At 70.4% G+C, this 26,102-nt stretch carries 20 protein-coding genes and 1 pseudogene; 9 read left to right on the top strand and 12 right to left on the bottom strand.

Going from position 1 to position 26,102, the window contains the following annotated elements:
- Positions 1–822 (bottom strand): AfsR/SARP family transcriptional regulator (locus tag MCBG_RS00620; RefSeq protein WP_198033250.1); only part of this gene is annotated, 822 nt, incomplete at its 3' end.
- Positions 823–1,076: 254 nt separating this feature from the next.
- Here MCBG_RS00620 and MCBG_RS00615 point away from each other — a divergent pair.
- Positions 1,077–1,904, top strand: a complete 828-nt coding sequence (locus MCBG_RS00615; RefSeq protein WP_043322995.1) for an SAM-dependent methyltransferase — start codon at positions 1,077–1,079, stop codon at positions 1,902–1,904.
- Here MCBG_RS00615 and MCBG_RS00610 read toward each other — a convergent pair.
- From MCBG_RS00610 to MCBG_RS00600, 3 genes are all read right to left on the bottom strand, one after another.
- On the bottom strand, positions 1,884–2,702 hold the full coding sequence (locus MCBG_RS00610) for an endonuclease/exonuclease/phosphatase family protein (protein WP_223200968.1): 819 nt from the start codon (positions 2,700–2,702) through the stop codon (positions 1,884–1,886). The genes MCBG_RS00615 and MCBG_RS00610 overlap by 21 nt on opposite strands.
- Positions 2,703–2,859: 157 nt before the next feature.
- Complete coding sequence (locus tag MCBG_RS00605) at positions 2,860–3,510, bottom strand: M23 family metallopeptidase (protein ID WP_043329946.1); 651 nt, start codon at positions 3,508–3,510, stop codon at positions 2,860–2,862.
- 48 nt (positions 3,511–3,558) lie between these two features.
- A complete protein-coding gene (locus MCBG_RS00600; protein WP_223200967.1) occupies positions 3,559–3,942 on the bottom strand; it encodes a VOC family protein in 384 nt (127 codons plus the stop codon).
- 826 nt (positions 3,943–4,768) lie between these two features.
- Here MCBG_RS00600 and MCBG_RS00595 point away from each other — a divergent pair.
- Genes MCBG_RS00595 through MCBG_RS00565 form a run of 7 tightly spaced genes read left to right on the top strand, consistent with a single transcriptional unit; the run spans position 4,769 to position 12,410 of the window.
- Positions 4,769–5,950, top strand: a complete 1,182-nt coding sequence (locus MCBG_RS00595; protein ID WP_198033249.1) for an aminotransferase class I/II-fold pyridoxal phosphate-dependent enzyme — start codon at positions 4,769–4,771, stop codon at positions 5,948–5,950.
- Positions 5,947–6,933, top strand: a complete 987-nt coding sequence (locus tag MCBG_RS00590; RefSeq protein WP_043322989.1) for a UbiA prenyltransferase family protein — start codon at positions 5,947–5,949, stop codon at positions 6,931–6,933. Before MCBG_RS00595 ends, MCBG_RS00590 begins: the two co-directional genes overlap by 4 nt.
- A 1-nt stretch (position 6,934) precedes the next feature.
- Positions 6,935–7,984 carry a thiamine-phosphate kinase gene (locus tag MCBG_RS00585; protein ID WP_043322986.1) on the top strand — a complete coding sequence of 350 codons (1,050 nt, stop codon included), beginning with the start codon at positions 6,935–6,937 and terminating at the stop codon, positions 7,982–7,984.
- The gene (locus tag MCBG_RS00580; RefSeq protein WP_043322983.1) at positions 7,984–8,979 is read left to right on the top strand and encodes an NAD-dependent epimerase/dehydratase family protein; all 996 of its coding nucleotides are present in this window, start codon (positions 7,984–7,986) and stop codon (positions 8,977–8,979) included. The genes MCBG_RS00585 and MCBG_RS00580 overlap by 1 nt, the downstream gene beginning before the upstream one ends.
- Entirely contained in the window at positions 8,966–9,886 is a 921-nt protein-coding gene (locus tag MCBG_RS00575; protein ID WP_043322980.1) for a diacylglycerol/lipid kinase family protein, read from the top strand. Before MCBG_RS00580 ends, MCBG_RS00575 begins: the two co-directional genes overlap by 14 nt.
- Before the next feature lie 20 nt (positions 9,887–9,906).
- Complete coding sequence (locus tag MCBG_RS00570; RefSeq protein WP_043322978.1) at positions 9,907–11,223, top strand: glycosyltransferase; 1,317 nt, start codon at positions 9,907–9,909, stop codon at positions 11,221–11,223.
- A complete protein-coding gene (locus MCBG_RS00565) occupies positions 11,220–12,410 on the top strand; it encodes an acyltransferase family protein (RefSeq protein ID WP_043322976.1) in 1,191 nt (396 codons plus the stop codon). Before MCBG_RS00570 ends, MCBG_RS00565 begins: the two co-directional genes overlap by 4 nt.
- A 65-nt stretch (positions 12,411–12,475) precedes the next feature.
- On the opposite strand, the gene MCBG_RS00560 is transcribed toward MCBG_RS00565, so the two are convergent.
- The 8 genes and pseudogenes from MCBG_RS00560 to MCBG_RS00525 all read right to left on the bottom strand — a co-directional run bounded on the left by MCBG_RS00560 (position 12,476) and on the right by MCBG_RS00525 (position 23,979).
- Entirely contained in the window at positions 12,476–13,816 is a 1,341-nt protein-coding gene (locus tag MCBG_RS00560; RefSeq protein ID WP_158629871.1) for a cytochrome P450, read from the bottom strand.
- 151 nt (positions 13,817–13,967) lie between these two features.
- A complete protein-coding gene (locus tag MCBG_RS00555) occupies positions 13,968–15,623 on the bottom strand; it encodes a glycoside hydrolase family 43 protein (RefSeq protein WP_181373695.1) in 1,656 nt (551 codons plus the stop codon).
- Between the two features lie 285 nt (positions 15,624–15,908).
- Positions 15,909–17,351 carry a pectate lyase family protein gene (locus MCBG_RS00550; protein ID WP_043322973.1) on the bottom strand — a complete coding sequence of 481 codons (1,443 nt, stop codon included), beginning with the start codon at positions 17,349–17,351 and terminating at the stop codon, positions 15,909–15,911.
- A 61-nt stretch (positions 17,352–17,412) separates the two neighbouring features.
- Positions 17,413–18,918 (bottom strand): annotated as a pseudogene (locus MCBG_RS00545) (RICIN domain-containing protein); the annotation flags it as partial.
- A gap of 543 nt (positions 18,919–19,461) precedes the next feature.
- Positions 19,462–20,955, bottom strand: coding sequence for a family 43 glycosylhydrolase (locus tag MCBG_RS00540; RefSeq protein ID WP_051610858.1), 1,494 nt, complete (start codon positions 20,953–20,955; stop codon positions 19,462–19,464).
- Between the two features lie 40 nt (positions 20,956–20,995).
- The gene (locus MCBG_RS00535) at positions 20,996–22,426 is read right to left on the bottom strand and encodes a family 43 glycosylhydrolase (RefSeq protein WP_223200966.1); all 1,431 of its coding nucleotides are present in this window, start codon (positions 22,424–22,426) and stop codon (positions 20,996–20,998) included.
- A gap of 293 nt (positions 22,427–22,719) precedes the next feature.
- Positions 22,720–23,172, bottom strand: coding sequence for an OsmC family protein (locus MCBG_RS00530; RefSeq protein WP_043322969.1), 453 nt, complete (start codon positions 23,170–23,172; stop codon positions 22,720–22,722).
- A gap of 9 nt (positions 23,173–23,181) precedes the next feature.
- Positions 23,182–23,979 (bottom strand): TIGR02452 family protein, encoded by a 798-nt coding sequence (locus MCBG_RS00525; protein WP_043322967.1) that lies wholly within the window; start codon positions 23,977–23,979, stop codon positions 23,182–23,184.
- 183 nt (positions 23,980–24,162) lie between these two features.
- On the opposite strand from MCBG_RS00525, the gene MCBG_RS00520 reads away from it, so the two are divergent.
- Positions 24,163–24,960, top strand: a complete 798-nt coding sequence (locus tag MCBG_RS00520; RefSeq protein WP_051610856.1) for a DUF429 domain-containing protein — start codon at positions 24,163–24,165, stop codon at positions 24,958–24,960.
- Positions 24,961–26,102 lie beyond the last annotated feature (1,142 nt).

The following is a 26,102-nucleotide window of genomic DNA, read 5'->3' as shown; positions in this document are numbered from 1 at the left end:
GGCGCCGGCGCGGGCCCGGCCGCCCGCACGACCTGGGGCCGGCCACCGCCGAGGGTCCGGGCTGCGCCGGTACGGCTGCTCCAGGATCAGCCGGTGCGCCGCCCGCATCTGCTCACCGGGGTCGAGGCCGTACTCGGCGGCGAGGACCCGGCGGCCCTCGTCGAAGGCCGCGAGCGCCTCGGTCTGCCGGCCGGACCGGGACAGCGCCAGCATCAACTGCGCGCGGGCCCCCTCGCGCAGCGGATTCGCCGACACGAAGCGGCGCAGTTCCGCCAGCAGCGGCGCGTGCCGGCCGGCCGCGACGGCAGCCGTCAGGCGGCCCTCCTCGGCGGTGAGCCGCAGCTCGGTCAGCCGCGCCACCTCCGGACGCACCGCGTTCAGCTCGCCGACGCCGGCGAGCGGTTCGCCCCGCCACAGTGCCAGCGCCTCGGCGTACGTCCGCTCGGCGACCGCCGGCTGCCCGGCCGCGAGCGTGTCCGCCGCCCGGTCCACCAGGCGTCCGAATCGGATCGCGTCGACGGCATCGTCCTCGACCCGCAGCTCGTACCCCCGGGGGCGGCTGCGCAGGACGCGCGCCGGCTCGCGGTGGGACCGCTCGGGCTCCACCGCCCGGCGCAGTCCGGCGACGTAGGTGCGCAGCGTCGTGTGGGCGCTGGCCGGCGGTCGCCCGTCCCACAGCGCCTCGACCAGCCAGTCGGCGGCGACGAACCGGTTCGGCCGCAGCAGGAACAGGGCCAGCAGGGCCCGCTGCTTCGGCCCGCCGAGCGGCACGCCTCGCCCGTCCCGGTCGATGCCGGGCGGACCCAGCACCCGGAACCGCACGCCATCACCCTTACGACGATGTTCACCTGTCCGATGCCGAGTATGGCAGTGTGAACGCCACATCGGACATCGGCGAACCGGTTCCGGCCCGGCGCGTTCCGCGTGTCGCACGGTGAACGTGCTGGTGACGGGCCGACGCCGTGGGAGCGGTACCAGCCGGGGCCACAATTCGGGCCGTCCGGTCGCTACACTCCCCGAAAACGCCCGTAACCCCACCGGCGGGCGGCGCTGATCAGAATCGAATGGAGACGCCTGTGACCCGCGACAAGGCGGCACCCCCCGGCATCGACCTCAACGTTCCCAGCGTCGCCCGGGTCTACGACTACTTCCTGGGCGGCAAGGACAACTTCGAGGTCGACCGGAAGGTCGCCGAGCACGCGCTGCGGATCACGCCGGACGGGCCCGCCGCCGGCCAGGCCAACCGGGCGTTCCTGCGCCGGGTCATCCGGTTCCTGGTCACCGAGGCGGGCATCGACCAGTTCCTCGACCTCGGCTCGGGGCTGCCCACGCAGGGCAACGTGCACGAGGTCGCCACCGAGCACAACCCGGCCGCCCGGGTGGTCTACGTGGACAACGACCCGATCGTGCTGACCCACGGGCGGGCGCTGCTCGCCGCGGAGGGCACCGCGACGGTGATCCAGGCCGACGTCCGGGCACCGCAGGAGATCCTCAACGACCCGGACGTCCGCCGGTTCCTCGACTTCGACCGGCCGATCGGGTTGCTGCTCTTCGCGATCCTGCACCACCTCGGCGACGACGAGGACCCGGGCGCGGTGGCGGCGGAGCTGATCGACGCGATGCCGTCCGGCAGCTACGTGGCGATCTCGCACTTCCGCGACCCCGGCGAGCGCGACCCGGAGGGCTCCCGCAAGGCGCGCGAGGTCGAGCGGGTCTTCAACGAGTCGCTGGGCACCGGCCGCTGGCGTACCGACGAGGAGATCCTCGCCTTCGCCGACGGGCTGACGGTGCTGGAGCCGGGGCTGGTGCCGCTGGCCGAGTGGCGTCCGGATCCGGGCGCGCCCGCGCCGCAGCAGACCGACACCTACCACACGTTCGTCGGGCTACTCGCCCGCAAACCGTAGGTCCGTCGCGGGCTCGCCGTCGATCGACACCGTCGCCAGCAGCGCCGGATGGTCGGTCGTCCCGCGCATGTCCACCGGCCGGTGGCAGCAGATGGTGACGTCGCCCGTCGTCACCATCTGCTGCCGGGCGCCGTCGTCGATCCGCCGGTAACCCGCCGGCACGCACGACCGCACGTCCGGCGTGCCGCCGACGCGCAGGTTGAGGTCACCGGCGAGCACTGTGGGCGCGTACCCGCCGTCGCGGCGGATCGCCGGCACCACCGCGCCGACCAGTTGGGCGCACTGGGCCAGCGCGACCTGACCGCTGGTGTTCGCCAGGTGCGTGGTGCAGGCGTGCAGCAGCCCGGCGGCCCGCAGGCAGAGCCAGACCCGCTCCTCCGGGTCGGCGAAATCCTGCGCCGGGTAGGTGCCGCGGTGCACTGTGGGCCGCGCGCCGCGCGCGTCGAGGCGGGTCAGCAACCCGATCCCGTACGGCTGGCCGTTGTTGCAGTAGGTGGCCCCGGCGTTGGGGCGGTCACCGGCGGCGTGGAACGCGGACACCACCGTGCCGCCGGGACGGGCGGCCCGCAGCGCGCGCTCCAGCGTCTCCACGTCGTCGCGGCAGATCTCGTTGAGCGTGACCAGGTCGGGCCGCTCGACGGCGATCACGTCGGCGGCCTGGCGGACGGCCCGGCCGGTGTAGCAGCCGGCCCGGCCGCTGTTGCAGAGGTTCATCTGGAGCACCCGCAGCGTCCCGGACCCGGGCTCGCCGAGCGGCGCCGACCCTGCGGGCAGCCCGGCCACGACGAGCAGGCACACCAGCGCCAGCGCCCGGCGGGCACGCCGGGCGGGACGGGTGGCGGGCTGCCGGGACAGCGGGGCTCCAGCGGGTACGGGCGGCGGGTGCCGGTGATCCTATCGCCGGGACCGCTCTCGCCGCCGTCCGGCGCGACCCCGGTGGTACGCCGAACCGTGGCTACCGGCGACCCTGGTCGCAGTTCGCGCTGGTCAGCCGGACGGTGTACTCGCGGTCGTCGGACGTGATGCCGGACGGCACGCCGTCGAAGTGGGCCTCCACCTTCTCCCAGCCCCGGCGCTGCTCGTAGTGCAGGTGCGGGGCGCCGGAGTTCCCGGTGCTGCCGACCCGCCCGAGCTGATCGCCGCGGGCCACCCGCTGACCGGCCTCGACCAGCGGCGGTTCGAGCAGGTGCAGGTACTGCGTCTCCCACTTCCCGCCATGGTCGATCTTCACCCAGTAGCCGCCGCCGCGCCCCTTCGGCCCGTTCGGGTCCTGCGGGGTGCGACCGCCCAGGGAACCGTTGACCCCGGCCACGGTGACGGTGCCGGCGGCGGAGGCCAGCACCGGCCGTCCCCACGCCTCGCCCCGGGTCGGGAACAGGTCGATGTCGTAGTCGTCGTGCCCGGGATAGGTCGACAGGCGCCACGTCTCACCGCAGGCCACCGGGAGCTGGAAGGCCGGTCGCGGGCCCGGCGGCCGCAGCAGCGGCACCACGACCACAGCGACGGCGCCCAACGCGGCGAGGACGCCGGCGACCAACGCGACGCGGGCCAGGGGGCGGCGCGGCCGACGGAGGGGACGTGGGTCGCGCGGGCGCTGGGTGCTCATCGCTTCGAGCATGACACGGGCCATGCGGACGCCTGCGTGGCCGCGCGCCTATTCCCACGCCTGGGAGAGGGACTCGAAGGTCTTCGGATCGCTGTGGCACGGGATGACACACACGAGATGACCGCCCGGAGCCCGTAAGGTGATGCACTCCAGCCAGCGGCCGACCTCGACAGCGCCGAGGGCGATCAGCCGGCGTGCTTCGGCCTCGACGTCGTCGGTCTCGATGTCGACGTGATATCGAGCCGGCTCGTCCACGGACTGGATCGCGAGCACCAGGCCGGGCAACGCGCCGTGCAGAGAGGTGAACTGCGGCTCGTCGGGGACTGTACGTGCCGGAACGCCGAGTGCCGTCGACCAGAAGGCGGCGGCTGCGGGCGCCTCACCGCCCGGCACGTCGATCAGGATCGTCGAGAGTCTGCTGCGATGCGCCACGACGATCATTATCCACATTCCCCCGCCGATTCGCCTGCCCGATGCGCGACCGGTCAAAGCCGGGCAGCCGGAACGAAGATGCGGGTTATTCATCGACGACTATTCGTTGATCTTGTCGAACCGGCCGGATGACCCCTGTTCAAGCCCTCGATCACCGCCCTGCGCACCGCACCGGAAGCCGGCGTGGACCCCGCGCCCGGGAGGAACCGACGCCCGAAGCGGGGTGGACTCGCGCTGCGGATCCGGCGTAGCATCCTGCCCCAGAGAGATCGCTTAGCGATTCGCCGCTGATGAATGTCGACAGCGGAACGGGGGAGGTACCGGTCTATGCGTTGCCATCGAAATACCGTTTTCATCGCGCTGCTGTAGAAGCGCGTCTTCTGGTTCTGCTCCTGGCTTCCGAGAGCCTTCGCAAGCCTGATGGCCTGATGCCGGCAGATATCGCCGGCCCCGGATCGAAGTGCAGGCCGCGGCGCCCGGATCACCCGCTCGCATTCGGAATGGCCGAACCGCGGCCGGCGGCCGTCGTTCACCCGGGCGAACCCGCCACCGGCGTGTCGGCGCGCCGTTGCGCCAGGCCGCCGGGCAGGCCCGGCCACCCTGCGGCGAGAGCCCGGGCCCGCCTCGGCGGGCACCCACCCGCAGAGCCTCCGTACGCCGTCCGCGTCCGATCGCCCACCTCCCTCCGCACAGCGGTTCCGTGCCGGCCGGAACCGGTCGGCGGTGCGCCGCCGTCCGGAGCGAGTTCGCCGACAGCTGGGGCAGCAGGTCCGCCCGATGACCTGATGCACACGGGGTACCAGACGAGAGGGGTTACGCGAACGTGGTGACAGTGGACATCTTCGGCCGCTGCCGGTCGTACACCGAGAGCAGGGAGGCTCGCGCGGCCAGGCTCTACCCGTACTTCACTCCTTTCGAGGGGCAGGACGCGACCGTCGCGCAGACCGGGGACGGCGACATCCTGATGTGCGGCTCGAACAACTACCTCGGACTCACCTCCCACCCCCAGGTGAAAGCAGCGGCGCAGGCGGCGATCGAGGCGTACGGGTCGTCGCGTACGGGCTCTCGGCTGCTCAACGGCAACACACCTCTGCACGAGGAGCTGGAGCACGAGCTGGCCGAGTTCCTCGGCATGCCGGCCGCTCTGGTGTTCCCGACCGGCTACCAGGCGAATGTCGGAGTCATCGCGTCGCTGCTGTCTCGTCACGACGAGGTCATCCTCGACCGCGAGGCGCACGCCTCGGCCTACGACGGCTGCGGCATGAGCCGGGCGAAGACCCGCCGGTTCGCCCACAACGACATGGCCGACCTGGAGCGGCAGCTGGCGGCCGGCCCCTCGGACGCCGGCCGGCTGGTCGTGGTCGACGGCGTCTACTCGATGGCCGGCGATCTGTGCCCGCTGAACGAGGTGGTCCGGCTGTGCCGGCAGTACGGCGCCCGCCTGCTCGTCGACGACGCGCACGGCATCGGCGTGCTGGCCGACGGCCGGGGCACCAGCGCCCATTTCGGCGTCACCGATCAGGTCGACCTCGTCACGGTCACCTTCAGCAAGTCGCTGGCGTCGATCGGCGGCGCGGTGCTCGGTCCGGAGGATGTCATCGAGTACCTCCGCCACCACGCGCGCAGCCTCATCTTCAGCGCATCCGCGCCGCCGGCGAACCTGGCCGCCGCCTACGCCGCGTTGCGCATCCTGCGGGCGGAACCGTGGCTGTGCCGGCAGGCGGTCGAGAACGCCTCGTACGTGCGTCGCGAGCTCACCGCCCTGGGTTTCGACCCGATACCGAGTGAGACGCCGATCGTGTCGGTGCGGCTCGACGGCGTCCAGCAGACCCTGCTCGCGTGGCGCAGCCTGCTGGACCGCGGCGTGTACGTCAACGCCGTGGTCCCCCCGGCCGCCTCGCCCCGGCTGCGGGCGAGCTTCGCCACCACGCACACGTCGGAGCAGCTCAAGCGCGTCGTCGCCGCGTTCGCCGAAGTCCGCGACCTGATGCACCTGGAGGACCGATGACCGTCAGCCGGCTCGAACCCGCAGTCAGCACCCGGGACCTGCTGGTGGCCTGGGCGCGGATGTGGCGGCTCCACTTCGTGCCCTTCTCGCTGTCGGCCGGTCTGGTCGGCATGACGGCGCCGCCGGTCGGGGCCAGCGCCGCGAGCATCGTGATCGGGCTGCTGTTCTGCACCCTCGGATACGGCGTCGGCGTGGTGATGAACGACTGGTTCGACCGCAAGGCCGACGCCGTCAACGCGCCGGACCGCCCCTTCGTCACCGGGCTGATAAACCCCCACGTCGGGCTGGGGCTGACGCTCGCGCTGTCCACCGCGCTGATGCTGGTGGCTGTCGTGGTCGCACCGACGCTGGCCCTGTGGAGCGTCATCGCGATCGGCGGTCACCTGGTCTACTCCTGGACCAAGCGCATCCCCATGCTGGGCAACCTCGTCAACGGCGTCGACATGGCGCTGTTCACGGTGCTCGGCGCCGTGGCCGTCCGACCCGACGCGGGATGGCTCGACATCCCGGCGGTGACCTGGTTCCAGACGGCGCTCGTCGCGGTCGCGTTCAGTGGCTTCTGCCTCGTGGGGTACTTCAAGGACATCGAAGGCGACCGGGTCGCGGGCTACCGGACGCTGCCGGTGGCCATCGGGACCAGGGCCTCCAGCCGGATCGCCGTGGTGTTCCCGGTCGTGGCGGTGGTGGCCGCGGGCGCGGCGGCCGTGGCGGGCGCCGATCGCGCGGGCACCTATGCCGAGGTCGTCTTCTGGGCGCTGCTCGTCGCGTCCGGGCTCGGGTTCACGCAGAGTCTCGTGACGCTCATCAGGGCGCCGGAGACCCGCGCGTACGAGGCGCTGGTCTGGTTCATCAGGGCGACCACGCTGTTCTTCCTGTCGCTCGGCGCGCTGCACCGGCCGACGCTCTTCCTCGTCGTCGCCGTTCCGATGATGGCCTATCTGGAGCTGACGTTGCGCGCGACCCAGTCTTCCCGGCAGGCATGACATGACCTCCACCGCCTGGAACCGGCTGTCCCTGAACGCGGCCGAGGGCAGCCTGATCACCGCGATACGCGAGTGCATGGTCCGGTCGCCCCGGCAGCTCAACAACGCCTTCGAGGCCGACGCCGAACTCCTCGATCTGGGCGCCGGCGGGCTCCTGGCACTGACCGTCGACACGTTGAACGACGGCGCCGAGCTGGCCACCGCCACCACGCCGTACGCGAAGGGGTGGTTGACCACCACCGTCAGCGTGAGTGACCTCGCCGCGGTGGCCGCCGACCCGGTCGCCGTGCTCGTCTCCTGCTCGCTGCGCCGGGACAGATGGACTCTCGAGGACGCCCGCGAGTTCGGGCGCGGCGCGTCCGAGGCCGCCGAACGCTACGGCTGCCACGTCGTTGGCGGTGACACGAACTGGGCCAACGAGGAGAGCTTCACCTCGTGTGCCCTGGGTACGCTGCGCCGCGGTTCCGTCCTGAGCCGGCTCGGCGCCCGCCCCGGTGACGCGCTCTACGTGACCGGTCCGGTCGGAGCCGGCAACGCGGTCGGATTCCGCACCCTGGCGCTGGGCGGCACGGCGGCGGGCGATCCGTGGCTGCCTGAGGCGCGGGTGGCCGCGGGCGATCCACTGCGCCGGTACGCCCGGGCGTGCATCGACACCAGCGACGGCCTGTTGAGCGCGGCGGTCAGCCTGGCCGAGCTCAATGGCCTGGGGGTCGAGGTGGTGCTGCACGACGAGGTGTACGCGCCGATCGCCTCCGCCGTCGCGGAGGCGGCCCGCCTGCCCCGGTGGTGCTCGGCTGCCGCGGAGTGGGGCGAATTCGAGCTGCTGTACGCGATCGATCCGGCCGACGCGGAGCGATGCTCCCGGGCGATGTCGGAGCGCGGCCTCCAGCCCGCGCACGTGGGACAGTTCGTCGCCGGCCCGGAACTGCTGCTGATCGACGAGTCAGGCCAGCGCCGGGACCTGCGCAACCTGCTGCCGCGCATGCGGGCGCTCGACCCGGCCGGGTCGTTGCTCGCCGACCTGCGTGCACTGCTGACGGACGGCTCGTGATGGGGTCCCGTGTCGCGCTGGTGACGGGTGTCACCGGCTGCGTCGGCCGCGCGGTCGCGGCCGCGCTCGCGGAGAACGGCTGGTCGGTACGAGGGCTGGTGCGGACGCCCGCACCGGACCACGCGACGTACGCGGCGCACCTCGGTGACCTGACCGATCCGGAGTCGCTGCGTGGCTCCTGCGCGGGCGTCGACCTCGTGGTGCACGCGGCCGCCGATCTGACCGACTGGCGGCCCGGCCCTCGCATCTGGCAGGTGAACCGGGACGGCACCCGGGCGGTGCTGGACGAGGCGCGACGCTGCGGCGTCTCCCGGTTCGTCTACCTGAGCACCGTCGACGTCTTCGGTTTCGACGCCGCGAAGGTCATCGACGAGGCGTCACCGCGGCGGGTGCCGCGATACCCGTACCCGCTGTCGAAAGCTGCCGGGGAAGACGTGGCGTGGTCGTACCACGGGAACGGCCTGGACGTCACTGTGGTGTACCCCGCCTGGGTCTTCGGACCCGGTGACCGCAATTTCCTGCCCGAGCTCGTGCGCGGACTGCGAGACGGCAAGCTCGTCCAGTTCGACCGCGGCGCGCCCCCGATCGAGTTGACGTACAGCGCGAACCTGGCCGACGCGATCGTGCTGGCCGGCACCGCACCCGGGTGCGCGGGTGGGCGGTTCATCGTCGGCGACTCGTACGGCCTGACCCTGGGGCGGCTGTTCGCCGCGGTGGCCGAGCGGATCGGGGCAAGGCCACCGACCTCGTCGGTCCCGTTCGGCGCGGCGCTGGCCGTGGGCGCGCTGTCCGAACTGGCCGGGCTCGCCGGCATCGGCACCGGGTCGGGCCGGCCGTTGCTCACCCGTTACGCGGTCCGGTCCGTCGCCGGAGGAATGCGGTACGACGTCGGCCGGATCCGGTCGATCGGCTATTCACCACGGGTCGGCTTCGCGGAGGCGCTGAGCCACTCCCTGGCGGACCTGACGAAGGAGCAGGCACATGGCGGCCGGTGAGCGCGGCCCGGCCGTCTGCATCGTCAACCCCGCTTCCGGGGTCCAGCGCGGGCGCACGATCGAGCAGCGGATCGCCACCGAGCTACCCGAGGCGGACTGCTGGTTCACCCGCCACCCCGGGCACGGCATCGCGCTCGGGCGACAGGCGGTGGAGGACGGGTACGGCACGGTGGTGGCGGTCGGTGGTGACGGCACACTGTCCGAGGTCGCCAACGGGGTGCTGGTGGCGGGCGGGGAGAAGGTGCGGCTGGCGTACGTGCCGGCCGGCACCTGCAACGACTTCGCCCGCGGCCTGCGGCCGGTCGCCGACCTCGGCGGTCTGCTCGACCGCGCCCGCGACCGGGAGACCGATGTCGGCGAGGTGACCTTCACCCGGCCCGACGGCACCCGGGGCCACAGGTACTTCCTCGTCAGCTGCACGGTCGGGCTGATCAGCGTGATCGGCCAGCGGTTCACCGAGAAGACACCGGCCAACCGGGTCCTCAAGCGGCTCAACCTCCAACTCGCCGAGACGGCGTCCAGCATCCGGACGCTCGCCCGCTGGCGGCCCGTCGCGGTGCGGCTGGAACTCGACGGCGAACCGTCGCACCAGATCATCACCAATCTGGCCGTGCTCAAGGTGCCGTACTTCGCCGGCGGGCTGACCTTCGGCCGCGCCGAGCCGCCGCGGGCGGGTTACCTGGACGCGGTGCGGGTGGCCGGTGTGGGCCGGGCCGGCGTGGCCGGGCTGATGTGGCGGGTGTTCCGCGGCGCCGCCGCGGGACACCCGGCGATCCACCGGCAGGAGGTGCGCACCGTGCGTGTCGACGCGGACAGCCCGCTGCCGGTGGAGGTGGACGGCGAGATCGTCGGACGTACCCCGGCCGAGTTTTCGATACATCAGTCGCGTCTGACGACTGTGGTATGAGCCCAGCGAGGGAGCGAGACATGCCTGCCCCGAACACGTTCCACATCGGACTGGTGGTCCCCGACTACACCGGTCAGCTCAGCCCGATGGCGACGCTCGGCAGGGAACTGCTCCGACGCGGCCACCGGGTCACCCTGGTCTCCCTGCCGGACGCCGGGACGAGGTCGTTCACGGCCGGGTTCGCCTTCGCACCGATCGGCGAGCGCGAGTTTCCGGTCGGCACACTGGCCCGCTTCTCCGAGGAACAGGGCCGGCTGACCGGTCTGGCCGCGATCCGTTTCATCGTCCGCGGTTACGTACGGGAGGTCGAGGTCCTCCTGCGGGACCTACCGGGGCTGGTGCAGCGGCACGGCATTGACGCGCTGCTGGTGGACCAGGTCTACGGCGCGGGCAACTCCGTCGCGGAACACCTCGACCTTCCGGTCGTGAACGTCTGCAACGCGCTGGCGCTGAACACCGAGCCGGGTGTACCGCCGTTCATGACGGCGTGGCCGTACCATCCCTCACTGCTCGCGCGCGTGCGCAACATGCTGGGCGACCAGGTGATCGCCTGGGTCATCCGGCCGGTGGTGCAACGGATCAACGAACGTCGCGCCGCATGGGGCCTGCCGCCGGTCAAGGGAGTCAACGACGGCTCGGACCTCGCCCAGATCACCCAGCAGCCGCCGTTCTTCGACTTCCCGCGCACCCGGTTGCCGGACACGTTCCACTACACCGGGCCGTTCCATGACGAGGACAGCACCGAGCCGGTGTCCTTCCCGTGGGAAAAGCTCGACGGTCGCCCGTTGATCTACGCGTCGATGGGCACCCTCCAGAACCGCCTCCCGCACATATTCCGGGCGATCGCCCAGGCGTGCTCCGGACTCGACGCGCAACTGGTCGTCTCCCTCGGCAGCACGGATGTCGAGCCGCCGGCCGACCTGGCCGGCAACCCGATCGTGGTGCGGTACGCACCACAGCTCGACCTGCTGGCGCGGGCGTCCCTCGTCATCACGCACGCCGGAATCAACACCACGCTGGAGTCCCTCGCCCACGGCGTGCCGATGGTCGCGCTACCCGTGGGCAACGACCAGCCGGGCGTGGCGGCCCGGCTCAAGTACCTCGGCGCGGGCGAGTTCATCCCGGTGCACAAGGTGACTCCGGGGCGGCTTCGTGCGGCCGTCGACAGGGTGAGCGGCGACCCCGCCTACCGGGCGAAGGCCCAGCACTACAAGCGCAGGATCGCGGAGTTGGACGGCGTACGGCGCGCGGCCGGCATCGCGGAGCAGGCGTTCCGGACGCGCCGGCCGGTACGCCGACAGGAGTTGTCCGACACCACGGAGGGTGGCCGCCGATGACACAGCAGGCGGGCCGCATGGCCCGGCAGTTGCCGACGCTCAACGGGTTGCGGGGGATCGCGGCCGTGACGGTCTTCTTCTCCCACACGACGTTGTTCGGCTTCTTCGCCGACGACCGGATCGACGACTGGTGGTTCGCCGTCCTCAGCCGGACCGGCTCTGCCGCCCTCGGCTTCTTCTTCATCCTCAGCGGCTTCGTCCTGACCTGGTCGGCTCCGGAGCACGAGCCGAAGCGCCAGTTCTGGCGCCGCCGGGCCGCCCGGATCCTGCCGAACCATCTGGTCGTGTGCGCCGTGGTCGTCGTTCTCATGGTCCTGATCCGGGGCGGCGCGCCGCTGTGGCCGACGCTGGCGAACATCACGCTGGTGCAGAGCTGGATTCCGGACGAGTTCATCTTCAACGGAATCAATCCGCCGAGCTGGTCGCTGAGCTGTGAGATCTTCTTCTATGCGTCGTTCCCGTGGCTGCTCGCCGGGTTCCGGCGGCTCTCCGCCGCCTGGCTCTGGTGGATCGCCGGTGGCATCGTCGCCGCGATGCTCGTCGCCCCCGTCGTCTCCACGGCGTTCCTTCCCGCCGAGCCGACGTACACCTATGCGGATGCGGCATTTCCGCAGTTCTGGTTCGTGCAACAGTTTCCGCTGATCCGGATGCTGGACTTCCTCCTCGGGATCGTCATCGCCCGGCTCGTCATGCAGGGCCTGTGGTTCCGGCTGAGCCTGCCCGCCGCCGCACTTGTCACGCTGGCCTTCTACGGCGTCTCCGAAGTCGTGCCGCTGCTCTACTCGGTCGTCGCGGCGATGGTCGTCCCGCTCGCGCTGCTGGTGGCCGCCGCAGCCCGGGCCGACGTCGAGGGGCACCGCTCGCCACTGCGCGGGCCGGTCGCCGGCTGGCTGGGCGACACGTCCTTCGCCTTCTATCTCATCCACATCCTGGTGCTGTACGGCGCCGGCAACATGTCCCCGGAGGGCTTCGGTGTCGCCGCTGCGCTGGCCGTCATGGTCGGCGCGTACCTGGTGACGCTCGGCCTCGCGTCGCTGTTGCACGTCAGCGTGGAACGGCCGATGATGCGCCGGTTCGCCAGGCCCCGCAGGCGTGCCGCCGATCCCCGGCCCGCCGCGGTGACTGGCGCTCCACCAGCCGTCGAGGCGGTGCCCGCCGCGAAGGGCGAAGGGTCGCGGGTCACGTAGCGACCGACCCTCACCGGAGCCGGACGCGCCCTGGCTGACCCCGTCGGATCAGCCAGGGCGCCGGTTCACCGGACGGTCAGCGTGGCCCGGACCGCGCCGGCCGGACGCAGAGTGACCATCGGTACGAGCTCCAGCCTCTCGTCGCGCGTGTCGACGCGATAGCGGGCGAGCAACGCGCTCAGCAGTACGGTCATCTCCAGCAGCGCGAAGTGTTCCCCGATGCAGCTACGCGGCCCGCCACCGAAGGGGAAATACGCATAGCGCGGCCGCTCCTGCCGGCCGAGGAACCGGTCGGGCTCGAAGCGCTCGGGGTCGGGCCAGAACTCCGGGTGCCGGTGCGTGACCCAGGGAGCGAGTACCACCTTGGTGTTGGCGGGAATCCGGTGACCGGAGACGACGACGTCCGTCTCGGACATCCGCTCCATGCTGTACACGGGCGGGTACAGCCGCATGCCTTCCAGGACCGCGGCCCGCACCAGTTCCCCGTCGCCCGTGGCGGCCTCGGCCGCGACCCGCTCCTGCACGTCGGGATGGCGGCCCAGCAGGTGCATGGTGAAGGCCAGCCCGGCCGAGGTCGTCTCGTGGCCGGCGAGCAGGAACACCAGGACCTGGTCCCGGATCTCCTCGATGGACAGCGCCTGCCCGGTCTCCGGATCCTCGGCCGCGAACAACCGGCTGAGCAGATCCTCCTTACCCTCCCCGACCGCCCGGCCCTGTCGATCGGCGATGATGCGGTCGACGATTTCGTACTGACTCGCGCGTACCTGCCCGATCCGGCGTGCCCGCGGCGTCGGCCAGCTCAGCGGCAGCTTGACCACCTGCAGGGCGCGCGCCAGCGCGAGGTCGCCCAGAATCGGCATGAGCTCCTGCAGACGGGGCACGACCTCGTCGATGTCGTCGCCGAACAGCGCCCGGCCGACGACACGCATGGTGTAGCGCTGCATCACCTGGTAGAGGTCCACGACGGATCCCGTGGTGAGCGCCATGTCGTCGGCGACGCGGGCTGCCTCCTCGGTCATCAGCTCGGTGTAGCGGGCCACCCGGCGCGGCGTGAACAGCGGTTGCAGCGTCCGCCGCTGTCGCAGCCACCGGTCTCCGTCGCTGGTCAGCAGGCCCTCTCCGATGAACTCGCGGAGGATCTCGTACGCGCTCGCGCGGCGGCTGAACACCTGCGGCGTGGTGAGGACCTGGTGGATGCCGTCGGGGTGGTGCACGTTCACCACGTCCATGCTGACGGCGCGCGGTCCCTGGGGCAGTCCGACGTGGTACGCCACCACGTCGCCATACGTGTGGAAGCCGTCCAGAATCGTGCCCAGCAGGTCGCGGCGCAGCGCCGGCAGCATGCCGAGGAGCGGATGCCCGGCCGGACCCGGCACGACGGCGGCCTTTGACAATTGCGTCGTCACGATGATCCCCCGTTCGATCGATCGACGTACGTCGACCATGTTTCCACGTGCCGCGCCGAGACGTCGACCGACCGGGTGCGCAACGCGACGCGGCCGGGCGCGGACGCCGGGGACGGCGCACACACCCGGCCGCGATCAGGCCGGCCACTACTCACCAGGAGCGGTACGAGGCCCAGTCGAAGTCCGCGTATCCGCCTTCGGCGCCCAGGTCCTGTACCCAGAGGCCGACGAACGCGCCGGTGAAGCCCCAGCCCTCCGGCTCACCGTCCACGAGCGTCGCCGCGTACTCGTCGGACAGGATGGTGGCGTCCAGTTCCGCCGGCAGCCCGATCCAGTGCGCCGCGCCGGCTGGTTGATAGGCGAACGTGACACGGGGACCGTCGAAGGTGACCCGCAGCGTGATCTCCCCCGCTTCCGGCAGTTCGACGCGGCACGCGTCGTGCATGGCCCGCCGGCCGTTGTCGGACGACATCACCTCGAGTACCGGCTGCCCGTCGTCGTCGGCGGTCACGTAGGCGAAGTGCCAGTTGCGGGTGTTGTAGTAGGCGGTGACGCCGGCGAGCTGGCGGTAGTTGGCCGGCTCGAAGCGCATGTGCGCGGTCAGCTCGCACTGCTGCGCGGTCACACGGCGCGCGACCAGGCTCGGACGCTGGCGGCCGACCGGCGACTGCCCGCCCTGGATCCGCAGGTACGACGGACGCGACGTGAGGTCCACCCAGTCCGCAGTGGCGGGGCGGCGCAGCGTCGACCACTCCGGGCCGAGCACCGGCCCGGTGAAGTCGTCCCGGTCCTCCGTCGGATCCTCTGCCGGCTCGGCTTCGCCCGGCACCGGCACCGTCACCGCCGGTACCCCGCCCTCGATGCGCGGCCACTCCCCCTCCGGCCACTGCACGGCCTGGATCGCGGTCTCCCGGCCGAGCACGCACCGGCCGAGTGGGGTGTACGGCCGGGCGGTCAGGTGCGCCAGGTACCAACGCCCGTCCGGCGTGGACACGAGACTGCCGTGGCCGGCCTTCTGCAGCTCCAGCTCGGGACGACCGTGCGAGGTGAGCATCGGGCCGGCCGGATCGACCTCGTACGGCCCGAACAGGCTACGCGAGCGGGCCACTGTCACCTGGTGCGTCCAGGACGTGCCACCCTCCGCGGTCACCAGGTAGTACCAGCCGTCCTTCTGGTACAGGTGCGGCCCTTCGGTGACGCCGACCGTGGTGCCGTGGAAGATGACCCGTTCGGCGCCGACGAGGCGACGGGCCTCACGGTCGTACTGCTGGATCTGAATGCCGGCGAACCGGTCGCGGCCGGGCCGCCAGTCCGCGGTCATCGACAGCATCCAGGTCGTGCCGTCCTCGTCGTGGAACAACGCCGCGTCGAACCCGCGCCCGTGCAGCACCACCGGATCCGACCAGGGCCCGGCCAGGTCGGACGCGGTCACCAGGTAGTTCTGGGGATCCCAGTACCCGCTGGCGAAGCTGGCGACGTCGGCGTAGAGGAGATGGAACTCGCCATCCACATAGGACAGATCGGGCGCCCAGACGCCACAGGAGTCACCCGCTCCGGTGAGGTCGAGAAGACGCCGCTCGGTGAGGACGCCGCCGAGCGGGCGCCAGTGCACCAGGTCGGTCGAGTGGTGCAGGCGGACACCCGGGTACCACTCGAAGGTCGACGTCGCGATGTAGTAATCGGTGCCGACGCGCAAGATCGACGGGTCGGGGTTGAAGCCGGGAAGAACCGGATTTCGGATCAGACGGCCGCGCACCTCGCCGCCGTGGGGCCCGGCTGTTTCGGGGCTCTTTGTTGCGGTCGTCATGTCGCTTCTCCGTAGCGGTAGCTTGTCGAAAGTTTCGGCGAACTTCGATCGCCCGACCGGCACAGACTATCCGTTGAAGCGTTCTAGTGACAATGTCGACGACCAGTACATCTGTGTTCTGTTAGCGCTTTCTGTTTCCGGAACTTCTTCCGATAGTTCATCCCGTCACCCCCTCGGCGGCCCCGCAATGAGAGCCCGGCCCGGCCCTGCTTCCGACGGCCGGGCCGGCCCGAGAAAGCCCGGGCCGGCCCAGCCGGTGACGTGGTGGCGCCAGGCGGCGCGCGGTCAGACGCTGATCCGGCCGGCGCCGGCGCCCGCCGTCACGACGGACTTCACGTCGCAGGCGGCGTCCATCGTGTACGGGTACGGGATGCCGGCGACGCTGCCGCCGGCCTGCCCGGCCCCCGAGTTGACGAAGCAGTTGTTGCGTGCGACCAGGGATCCGGGGCCGGAGGAGCCCTCGCCCCGGTGGTAGGGGTCGGCGGTGTTCTCGAAGTAGTTGCCCTCCACGAGCACCCCGGCGTTCATCGTCGACGCCACGCCGTAGCCGCCGACGTTGCTGTAGAGGTTGTTGTAGACGTGGACCGGGTTGCCGAAGCGCACCCGCGGGTGGCGCTGGTTGGAGCCGTCGAACCAGTTGTGGTGGTAGGTGACCCGGAGGTGCCCGACGTCCTGGCTGCCGTTGTCGTCGCTGTGGCCCAGCAGCATCGACTTGTCGTGACCGTAGACGCGGTTCCAGGACACGGTGACGAAGTCGGAGCCGCGCTTGATGTCGACAGCGCCGTCGTACCCGTTGGTGAAGCTGTTGTGGTCGATCCAGATGTTGGTGGCCGACTGCTCGACGTTTATGGCGTCATCGTTCCAGTTGCGGAAGTTCAGGTTGCGGACGATGACGTTGCGGTCGCCGCTGACGGTGAATCCGCAGCCGGAGATCGTCGCGCCGGCGTTGCCGAGGATCGTCTTGTTGGAGCGGACCCGCAGCATGCCGGAGCAGGAGATCGTGCCGGAGACCCGGATCACCGCGGCGCTGGACGACCCGAGCGCGCTGGACAGGGCGGACGCGCTGGTCACCGTCGTGACGGCGGCGTTGCCGCCGCCGGTGGTGCCGCCGTTCTGGGTGGCCCAGCCGACCAGCCCTGTCTGGGGCGTGCCGGGGCTGCCAGCGCCGATCGGCACCAGTTGCCACTGCTGGTTCCACCCGTTGAGGTCGGTGTACTGGCTGATCCGGGCGCCGTCGGCGGTCGACCGCTCCCAGACCTCCAGGGCCTTGCTGGAGTGCCTGTTGATCAGGCGGACGTAGCCGCTGTCCGAGTCGAGGACCCGGAACTGCTGGTTCGTGCCGTTGAGGTCGGGCCACTGCCGGTACTCGGCGCCGTCGGCGGTGTTCCACTCCCACAGGTCGATCACCTTGCCGCTGTGGCGGGCTCGCAGGCGGTAGTAGCCGCTGCCGGAGGAGACGAACTGGAACTGCTGCCACGCGCCGTCGTTGCGGGACCACTGCTGGATCACCGCGCCGTCGGCGGTCGAGGTGTCCCGGACGTCGAGGACCTTGCCGCTGTTGCGGTTGACCAGCACGTAGTACGCGCCTGTGTCGATGGTCGCGGCCTGGGCCGAGGGCGATGCGACGACCGCGCCGACGGTGCCGACGACGAGGGCGCCGGCGGCGGCGACCACTGACCGCCAGCGGTGCCGCCGGCGCCTTTCGGTGGTGGTGAGAGCCGTTGTCACGGGGACTCCTCCGGTGGACGGTGGTGGTGGGTGGGTGGTGCGGGGGGTGCGCCTGCGGCGCTCAACACCAGGTCAGCGTCGAGTTGACCCGCGTGACGTTGCTGATCGTGTTGTTCGCTCCGCCGCAGGGACTCTGGGTGATGTTGGTGTTGGTGACGGTGAGGTTCTGGAAGCGGATGCCCGAGGAGATCGGGAACTCGGTCCGGGAGGCGATGCGCACCTCGCCGCCGCCGGTCACCGTGCCGGACACCCCGGCGATCGTGACGTTGTAGCAGTTCTCCACGAGGATCGAGTTGTTGCCGGTGTTGGAGATCGTCAGCCGGTCGACGACCGCGCCGCCGGACTCCGACACGCAGAAGATCCCCCGGCCGCCACCGGACGCGATCACGGTGCCGACCCGGATGTTCGTCGGGTACGAGCTGCCGATCCGGCCGTTGCGGTTGGCCATCCGGAACGCCGCGTAGCCGGTTCCGGTGCCGGCGCCCTGCGCGTCGACGGTGCCCACTGTGGCGTTGATCGTGTCGTTGAGCAGCAGACCGGAGTATCCGGTGTTGCGCGCAGTGACGGTGCCGATCGTCAGGCCGTCGACGCCGTACGTCTCGACGCCGTGCGCGCCGGTCCCCGACACGTACACGGTGTCGATGCGCACGTTGCGCACCTTGACCGCCCGGTCGCCACCGTGGTTGTCGATCCGCACGCCCAGGCCGCCGGACAGCCGCATGTCGATCTGCCCGAGCGTCAGGTTGTTCACGTTGCGCATGAAGATCCCGTACAGCGGAGCACCGGTGAGCGTCAGGTTCTGCACCTCGACGTCGGTGGTGCCGCGGGAGTAGACCGGCGCGTAGTCGCCCGACCCCGAGCCGGTCACGTTGATCGTGCCGCAGACCGCCAGCGTCGTGTACGACGGCAGCGACAACCGCGAGCCCGCGCTCATCGAGCCGGAGCCGCGCACCACCACCCGCTGCTTCGCGGTCCGTCCCGGCGTCAGCGAGTTCACCGCCGCCTGCATCGCGGCGAGCATGTCCGAGCCGGTGTACACGGTCGACGATCCGTTGCGGGCCGTCCAGGTTCCACCGTTCAACACGGCCTCGGCCTGGTACGAGCCGCTGCCGCACCCGGTGGACGGTGGCGGCGTGGTGGGTGTGCCGGTACCGATCGGGACCAGTTGCCACTGCTGGTTGGCGCCGTTGAGGTCGGCGTACTGGCTGATCCGGGCGCCGTCGGCGGTCGACCGCTCCCAGACCTCCAGGGCCTTGTTGGAGTGCCTGTTGATCAGGCGGATGTAGCCGCTGTCCGAGTCGAGGACCTGGAACTGCTGGTTCGTGCCGTTGAGGTCGGGCCACTGCCGGTACTCGGCGCCGTCGGCGGTGTTCCATTCCCACAGGTCGACGACCTTGCCGCTGTTGCGGTTCTGCAGGCGGTAGTAGCCGCTGCCGGAGCTGACGAAGCGGAACTGCTGCCAGGCCCCGTCGTTGCGGGACCACTGCTGGATCACCGCGCCGTCGGCGGTCGAGGTGTCCCGGACGTCGAGGACCTTGCCGCTGTTGCGGTTGACCAGCACGTACCAGATCCCACTTCCCTAGCCAGGGGCATGCTGCCGCCTCATCCGCTCGCGGCTACGTGATTCTATGTAATGAAGAGCTTTGCTACGGTTGTGCAAGGTGTTTACAATCACTCAAGCTTAAAGCGGCAGTGGCGTCTTCCTAGGGCGAGTCGCTAGTCCTCTTTTTTCAAGACCACGGGACCCGAGATTGACTTTCGGTTGATTGCGCAAGGCGGATCGCGACGAACGTGTGCGAAACTCTTAATACCTGTTTAACATGAACCACGCGGTCGTTGCATGTGGTCTAGTGCGTTGTTACATTCAGGGGCATTCGGGTCCATCTTTGCGACTGCGCTCGGCGCCGGAAGGTATCCCCCAGCTACCAGATTCTTGACTCCCGCTCATCGTACACTGCATGTTGGCTGACGTGCATTCAAAGGCCGGCCACCACCGCCACCAGGGCCAGCACCAGGCCGGCCCGCCGGCGCCGTCGGGCGCCGGGCGGCGACGTCACTGCGGGGTTGAGCATCGTGGACCTCCAAAGGGGGTACGCCGGTTTGCGGGCGCCTACTCCAGGTGGAAGGTGGCAGTGGCCCGGTCGGCGCTGGTGTCCACCGCTTCGAGCTGGAGCAGTCCGTCGCGGTGGCGGACGTACCGGCCGCTGTAGTTCTGCGACTCCAGCGAGAGCGCCTCGGGCGCGGCCAGGCCGGGACGGCGCTGGAAGCTCGCGTCGTTGTCGAACAGGGCGGAGCCGTCGTCGCGTTCGACGTAGAGGGCGAACGCGCGGTGCCTCAGGTAGTAGCCGGGGAAGTTCGTGGACTCCAGCGACACCGATCCGCCGCCGGCGAGGCCGGGGACGATGCGGAACTGCGAGTCGGCCAGCTTCGTCACGTTCGGCTCGACGCGGGCGCGGTAGTCGTAGTGCCGGACGTAGCTCGTCGTCAGGTCGTGTGACCGCAGCCGGACCGGGGTGGCCCCGTCGGGCACGGGGATGCCGAAGTTCGGGGTGCCGTCGGCGTTCCAGTACAGCTTCTGGATCCGGGTCCGCCGGTTCGGGTCGTTGAGCGGGTCGCCGCTGATGTCCCGGTAGTTGCGGTCGTGGTAGACCAGGATGTCGCTCTGCCCGTCCTCGGAGACGGTGAAGGAGTTGTGTCCGGGGCCGTACTGGCCGGTGGCGGCGCTGCTGGCGAACACCGGGGTCGGGCTCTTGCTCCAGGCGGCGGCGTCGAGCAGGTTCGCGCCTGCGGACGCGGTCAGCATGCCGAGGCAGTAGTTGGCGTCGGTGGCGCTCGCCGAGTAGGTGAGGAACACCCGGCCGTTGCGCTGGATCACCGTCGGGCCCTCGGCCACCCGGTAACCCCGGGTCTCCCAGTCGTACGTCGGCACCACCAGCCGGGTCACCGTGCCGGTGATCTGCCACGGGTTGGCGCCCATCCGGGCGAGGTAGACGTTGGAGTTGGTGGAGATGCCGGGTTCCTGCTGGGCCCAGGTCAGGTACCGCACCCCGTTCACGACGAACGTGGAGGCGTCCAGGCTGAACGTGTCCCACGGCGTGGTGATCCGGCCGCGTTCGGTCCACGAGCCGGACAGCGGGTTCGCGCTCGCGTTCTCCAGCACGTACATCCGGATCCGCCACACGTCGTCGGTGCGTCCGGCGGCGAAGTAGACGTACCACTTGCCGTTTATGAAGTGGATCTCCGGCGCCCAGATGTGGGCGCCCATCTCTCCGCTGGTGTGCCGGCGCCAGATCGTCGTCTCCGCGGCGCCGGCCAGTCCCTGGAGGGTGGTGGCCCGCCGGAGCACGATCCGGTCGTACTCGGGCACCGTCGCGGTCATGTAGTAGTAGCCGTCGCTGTGCTTGACGATGTGCGGATCGGCACGCTGGTTGACCAGCGGGTTGGTGTAGCTCACCGCCGGTGCGGCCTGCGCGGGTCCGGCCGGCGGCAGGCCGGCGGTCACGGCGATCGCCGCGAGCGCCGCGGCCAGCATCGGCCGCAGGCGACGGCGTGCGGGCGCCGCGCCGGCCCGGTGGGCCGTGCGGAGCAGGTGTCGAAGCGGCATGTGCCCTCCCAGGTGGGCAGGTATCGGGGCTGGTCCCGGGTCAGTAGACGTAGGGCCAGGCGTCGGCGTCGTAGCCGATGCGGTTGACGCCGAGCAGCGACGCGCCGTTGTCGGCGTAGTAGTGGTAGAAGAGGACGTCGCCGTCGGTGTCGGCGAGGACCGCCTGGTGGCCGGGCCCGTGCACGCTGCCGTGCGAGGCGAGGATCTGGGTACCGCCTCCGGCGAGCATGTCCCGGCCGGCGCGGTCCAGGAACGGCCCGGTCGGGCTCGCCGAACGGCCGACCATGATCCGGTACGTGCTGGCGGCGCCCTGGCAGCATCTGTCGAACGAGACGTACAGGTAGTACCAGGCGCCGCGCTTGACCAGGACCGGCGCCTCGATGCCGGGGCCGTAGTTCGCGAGACCGTACATGGCGGTGCCGAGCCGGTGCCCGGTGGCCGGGTCGATCGGGATCATCTTGATGCCGGACCAGAACGAGCCGAAGGTGAGCCACCAGCGGCCCTGGTCGTCGACGGTGAGGTTCGGGTCGATGGCGTTGAAGTCGTCGGTGGTCCGCGACTCGACGACCAGCCCCTCGTTGGTCCAGCTCCCGGAGGCTCCGGTGGCGCTGGTGGCCAGGAAGATCGCCGAACGGTTGGAGCCGAAGGTCGACGCCGAGTAGTACAGGTGATAGCGCCCGTTGCGGTACGACAGGTCGGGCGCCCAGAGGTTGCGCGCGCCACCCGTGTACGTGGTGGTCCACGGCGCGCCACCGGGGAAGACGGTGCCCGCGTTGCGGAAGGCCACCCGGTCGGTGGAGGTCTTCAACGCGATGTCGTCACCGGTGTGCGCGACGAGGTAGGTGCCGTCGGGTCGTCTGACCACCGTCGGGTCGTGCACGCCGATGTCGCCGGTGACCCGGCCGGGCTGCGGATACGCCGGCGCCGGAGTGGTGGGTGCCGGAGTGGTGGGTGCCGGAGTGGTCGGCGTCCCGCCGCCCAGGCGGATCAGCTGCCACTGCTGGTTGCCGCCGTCCAGGTCGGAGTAGCCGGCCAGCCGGCCGCCGTCGGCGGTCGACCAGCCCCACACGTCGATCACCTTGTTCCACTGGCGGTTCACGAACCGCACGAACCCGCCCGCGGAGTCCTGCAACCGGAACTGCTGCGTGGCCGACGACCTGTCGGTGGACTGCACCAGCTGGGTGCCGTCGCTGCCGCTCGGCAGCTCCAGCACCTTCCCGCTGTGCCGCGACCGCACCATGTAGAAGCCGCCACCGGCGTCCACGAACTGCCACTGCTGCACCGCGAGGTCGTTGCGCGTCCACTGGTTCACCGGCGCGTTCTCCGCCGTCGACCAGTCGTACAGGTCCATCGCCTTGCCGCTGTGCCGGTTCACGAACACGTACGACGCGGTCGTGTCCACCGTCGCCGCCGACGCGGGCTGCACCCCGGCCAGCGCCCCCGCGCCGAGTGCCAGGGTCGCCGAGACCACCACCGCAACCGTCCGCGTCGTCTGAGCGGTCCGTGCCACCGAAACCTCCCGCGCTTGGTCGCTTCCGCTCCCGAGATCACGAGACGGGGCGAGCGATCATGGCAGCGGCGTTACGTCCGGGTTACCAGTCATGTTTTCGATAACATAGACGGCTGTCAAGGTAATCGAGGGGTCGAAGCTTCCCGAAGGCTTTTCTGTGGCCGGATGGCGACACATGCCGGGACACTGCCTCGGCATTGGTTAGCGTTAACAGACCTGGCGGATCGGCCCGGGTGGCACCGGGCCTCCGGCGGTCACCGAGGCTCGGCCGGGCCCCTGTCGCTCGCGTCCACCATGGTGACGGGGGTGCCCAGCTCCACCGTGCGGGACACGGTGCAGAGCCGGTCGTGTGACTGCCGCAGAGATCGGGGCAGCGCCTCGCGGGCCCGGTCACCGTCCGCGCCGGCCGGAAACGCCACCGCGAAGGTGACGGTGAGGTTCTCCATCCGGTTGCCGGTCTCCGGGTCGCGGATCTTGTCACCGCTCACCGTGACGGCGAACCGGGTCGGTTCGGCGCGCCGGCTGGTCACCAGGTCGACGTCGACGGCGGTGCAGCCGCCGAGCGCCGCCAGCAGCAGTTCCACGGGCGTGAAGGTCGCGTCCTCCCCCGTACCCATCGACAGCTCGCCGCCACGGGCGTTGCGCACGACGTACCTGCCCACGCTGGTGCGCTCGATCTCCACCGACCGGAGCGTGTCCTCACTCATGCGATGAACCTACCGAAAGCGCTCCGCGAACGTGCGGTACACCGGCGTGCCCGGCAGCCCGTCGCGCACGGCGAACACCACCAGGTCGAACCGGTCGACCACCCGGAGCGCGTCGGCGAACGCGCCGGCCACCACGGCCGGGTCGTTGCGGAACACCCCGCACCCCCACGCGCCCAGCACCACTGTCCGATGCCCGTGCGCGGCCGCCACCTCCAGCACCCGCCGGGCCCGCCGGCCCAGCACCGCCGGCACGTCCGGCGCGCGCTCCGGCTGGTTGCGCACGATCGCGCCCAGGTTCGGCGCCGCCGCGGTCAGGAAGGACGTCGTGTACGGCCGGTCGAGCAGGTTCCCCTTGTCGTCACGGAACACCGGCACGCCCGGGGAGTAGACGACGCGGTCGCTGTAGCGCAGATCCCGTTGCCCCCGGTGGAAGGCATAGAAGTCCGGGGCGGCGAGCAGACAGGGATACAGCGCCGACGAGCGGGCGATGCTCTCCTCCTGCGCCTTCGCCCCGCCCAGGAACCCGCCACCCGGGTTCTTCGCCGACGCGAACACCAGACACGCCGCGCCGGGTCCGAGCCGGCGGGCCGCCTGCAACGTCGACTCGTACGTCACCTCGACGGTGTCGGCGCCGGGCTTCGCGCCGTCCAGGTGGAGGGCCTCGTCCGGCAGGTGCTCACGGGTGCCGTCGACCGCGGCGCGTACCGCCGCTTCGATCGTGATGTCCTCGCCGGCATTGTTGCGGTAGCGCCCCGACTCGGCGATCGCGACCGTCTGCCGGGCGATCTCGCGGAGACGGCTGCTCATCCGGAACGCCCGTCGATGTCGTGCATGATCGGCAATCTAGGCAGCCGTCACCGCGGCAGGCAACCGATTAGCGGCCGCGGACCGGCCCCTCAGTTCTGTGGGCTGGCACCCGCGCGAACATCTCGTATCGAATCGTCGTTCAGATTATGGCCGCGAAGCCCCGGCCATAACTACGGTTGTGCGGTGCGGACCCTCGGCGTCGACTTAGCAGCCGCGAACGAGCGTACGGCGATGGCCGCGATCGAATGGCTGCCCGACCGGGCGGTGGTGCGCGACCTGCTCCTCGGCATCAACGACGCGCAGATTGTCGAGGCGAGCCGGCACGCGGACAAGACCGGGATTGACTGCCCGTTCGGCTGGCCGGCACCGTTCGTCGCCTTCGTCGTAGCGCACCAGGCCGGTCACGTTACGACCGTCGCCGACGTCGAGGGTGGGGCCTGGCGACGCGAGCTGGCCTATCGCCTGACCGACGAGGTGGTGCGTGACAAAACCGGGATCGTCCCGCTCAGCGTAGCTGCGGACCGTATCGGGCACGCTGCCTTCCGCTGCGCCGGCCTGCTGTCGATGCTCGCCGCGGACGGCCAGGATGTCGATCGCTGCGGTGACGGCCGTGCCGTCGAGGTGTATCCGGCAGCAGCCCTGAACCGCTGGGGATTGACCCATCGCGGTTACAAGGGCCGACGCCGCAAGGTCCAGCCCGGCGATATCGTGACGGCGCTGAGCAACGCCGCGCCCTGGCTGGAGTTCGGCGCGTTCGAGGCGCTGGCCCGGCGTAGCCACGACGCGTTCGACGCGGTGATCGCTTCGTTGGCGGCTCGTGCGGCTGCGACCGGCAGGGTCAACGGGCCGAATGACGAACAACGGCCACTCGCCCGCTCCGAGGGATGGATAGCGTTGCCGACGTCCCCTCTGCGCGTCCTCATTGAAACGGCCGATCCGACCACGCCAAACGGCTCACTCCCGACGAGCAGCCGCGGTTGATCGCGTCCGCTTCGCACTGCCTAGTTATTCACCAGAAGGCCACCAGCTAGATTCGCGCCGACCACATGCCACGGCAGGCAACCACTCCGATCTTTCGTCTTAGGAAAACAACGAGCTGCGGATGCGCGCTAACCCGGCCCGACGCGGTAACCCTTGTCGACACGACACAATCGAAGCAAGTGGAGCCGTCGACACGCCCAACGACAGCCGCTGGGAACCCCTGCGACAACACCGATGCTGCGGCCTTCGACCGACTGTCCCCACCGACGATTAGGCGCTGCCGCCACCGCGGTCACTTACGTGGGCAGTTACGCCTATCGTGCCCGTGATAGGAACACACGCTGCACCGCCCAGCGTGCGGAGATACCGCGCACGACCGCTTGTCGTGCCCTTCTTCACCGCACCAAGAACAGGTGCGGGTCCGGCTCGCACTCATCGTCGCCCTTCTGTTACTCGCAGCTCGCCGCGCAGGCAAGCAAGTGCGCCGCTTCTGATCGAAAGCTTCGCGGGCGTGACTCTATCGCCTGCGTGGTTCGCAGCCAATAGGCCCCGCAACCATGCAGATACAGATGATCGACCACACTAGACAGTCCTCATCAACCGAAGCTCGATCACCCGAAAGGTGGACCAGCGACTCGGCCGTAGGGTGCCGAGCAGGTCCTCCTGCCATCTGCGGTACTTGGTGGAGAAGAGATTGCGACAGATCTGACCCGAGCTAAGACTCCAAGCACTGGCGTCAGCGCGACGAGGTCAATTCGAGTTGACCAGTTGGTTGAGGCGCTTCGTAGGCGTCCCAAGAGCGACGGGTCGGGTATGGGGCTCGACGACGAGCAGTGTTCAGCGCAGATAGGTGCCTTCCCCACCCTCGGACACCAGCCCGAAACGCACCTACGCATCCGGTCGCCTGGCCCACAGCGACGACCAGACGGCCACACCCGGATGACAGGCGGCAGGATCTGAGGCGGCTGCCCGTCCTCGGGTAGCCACGGACGCGCCGGGCCGCGGTCGGGCTGGGTGAGCGCCTCAAAGATGACGGCCGGTGGGGTGGCTGGCTGCGCGCATAACTACCGGCTTCGACCATGTCTCAAACTACGAGGGAACAGCGCACCTCCGAGCACCCGGTACGGGTACGCGTCGGTGGA

This window comes from Micromonospora sp. M42 (genome assembly GCF_000568915.1).
Lineage (GTDB): Bacteria > Actinomycetota > Actinomycetes > Mycobacteriales > Micromonosporaceae > Micromonospora > Micromonospora chalcea.
This window is presented reverse-complemented; position numbering and strand designations above follow the sequence as displayed.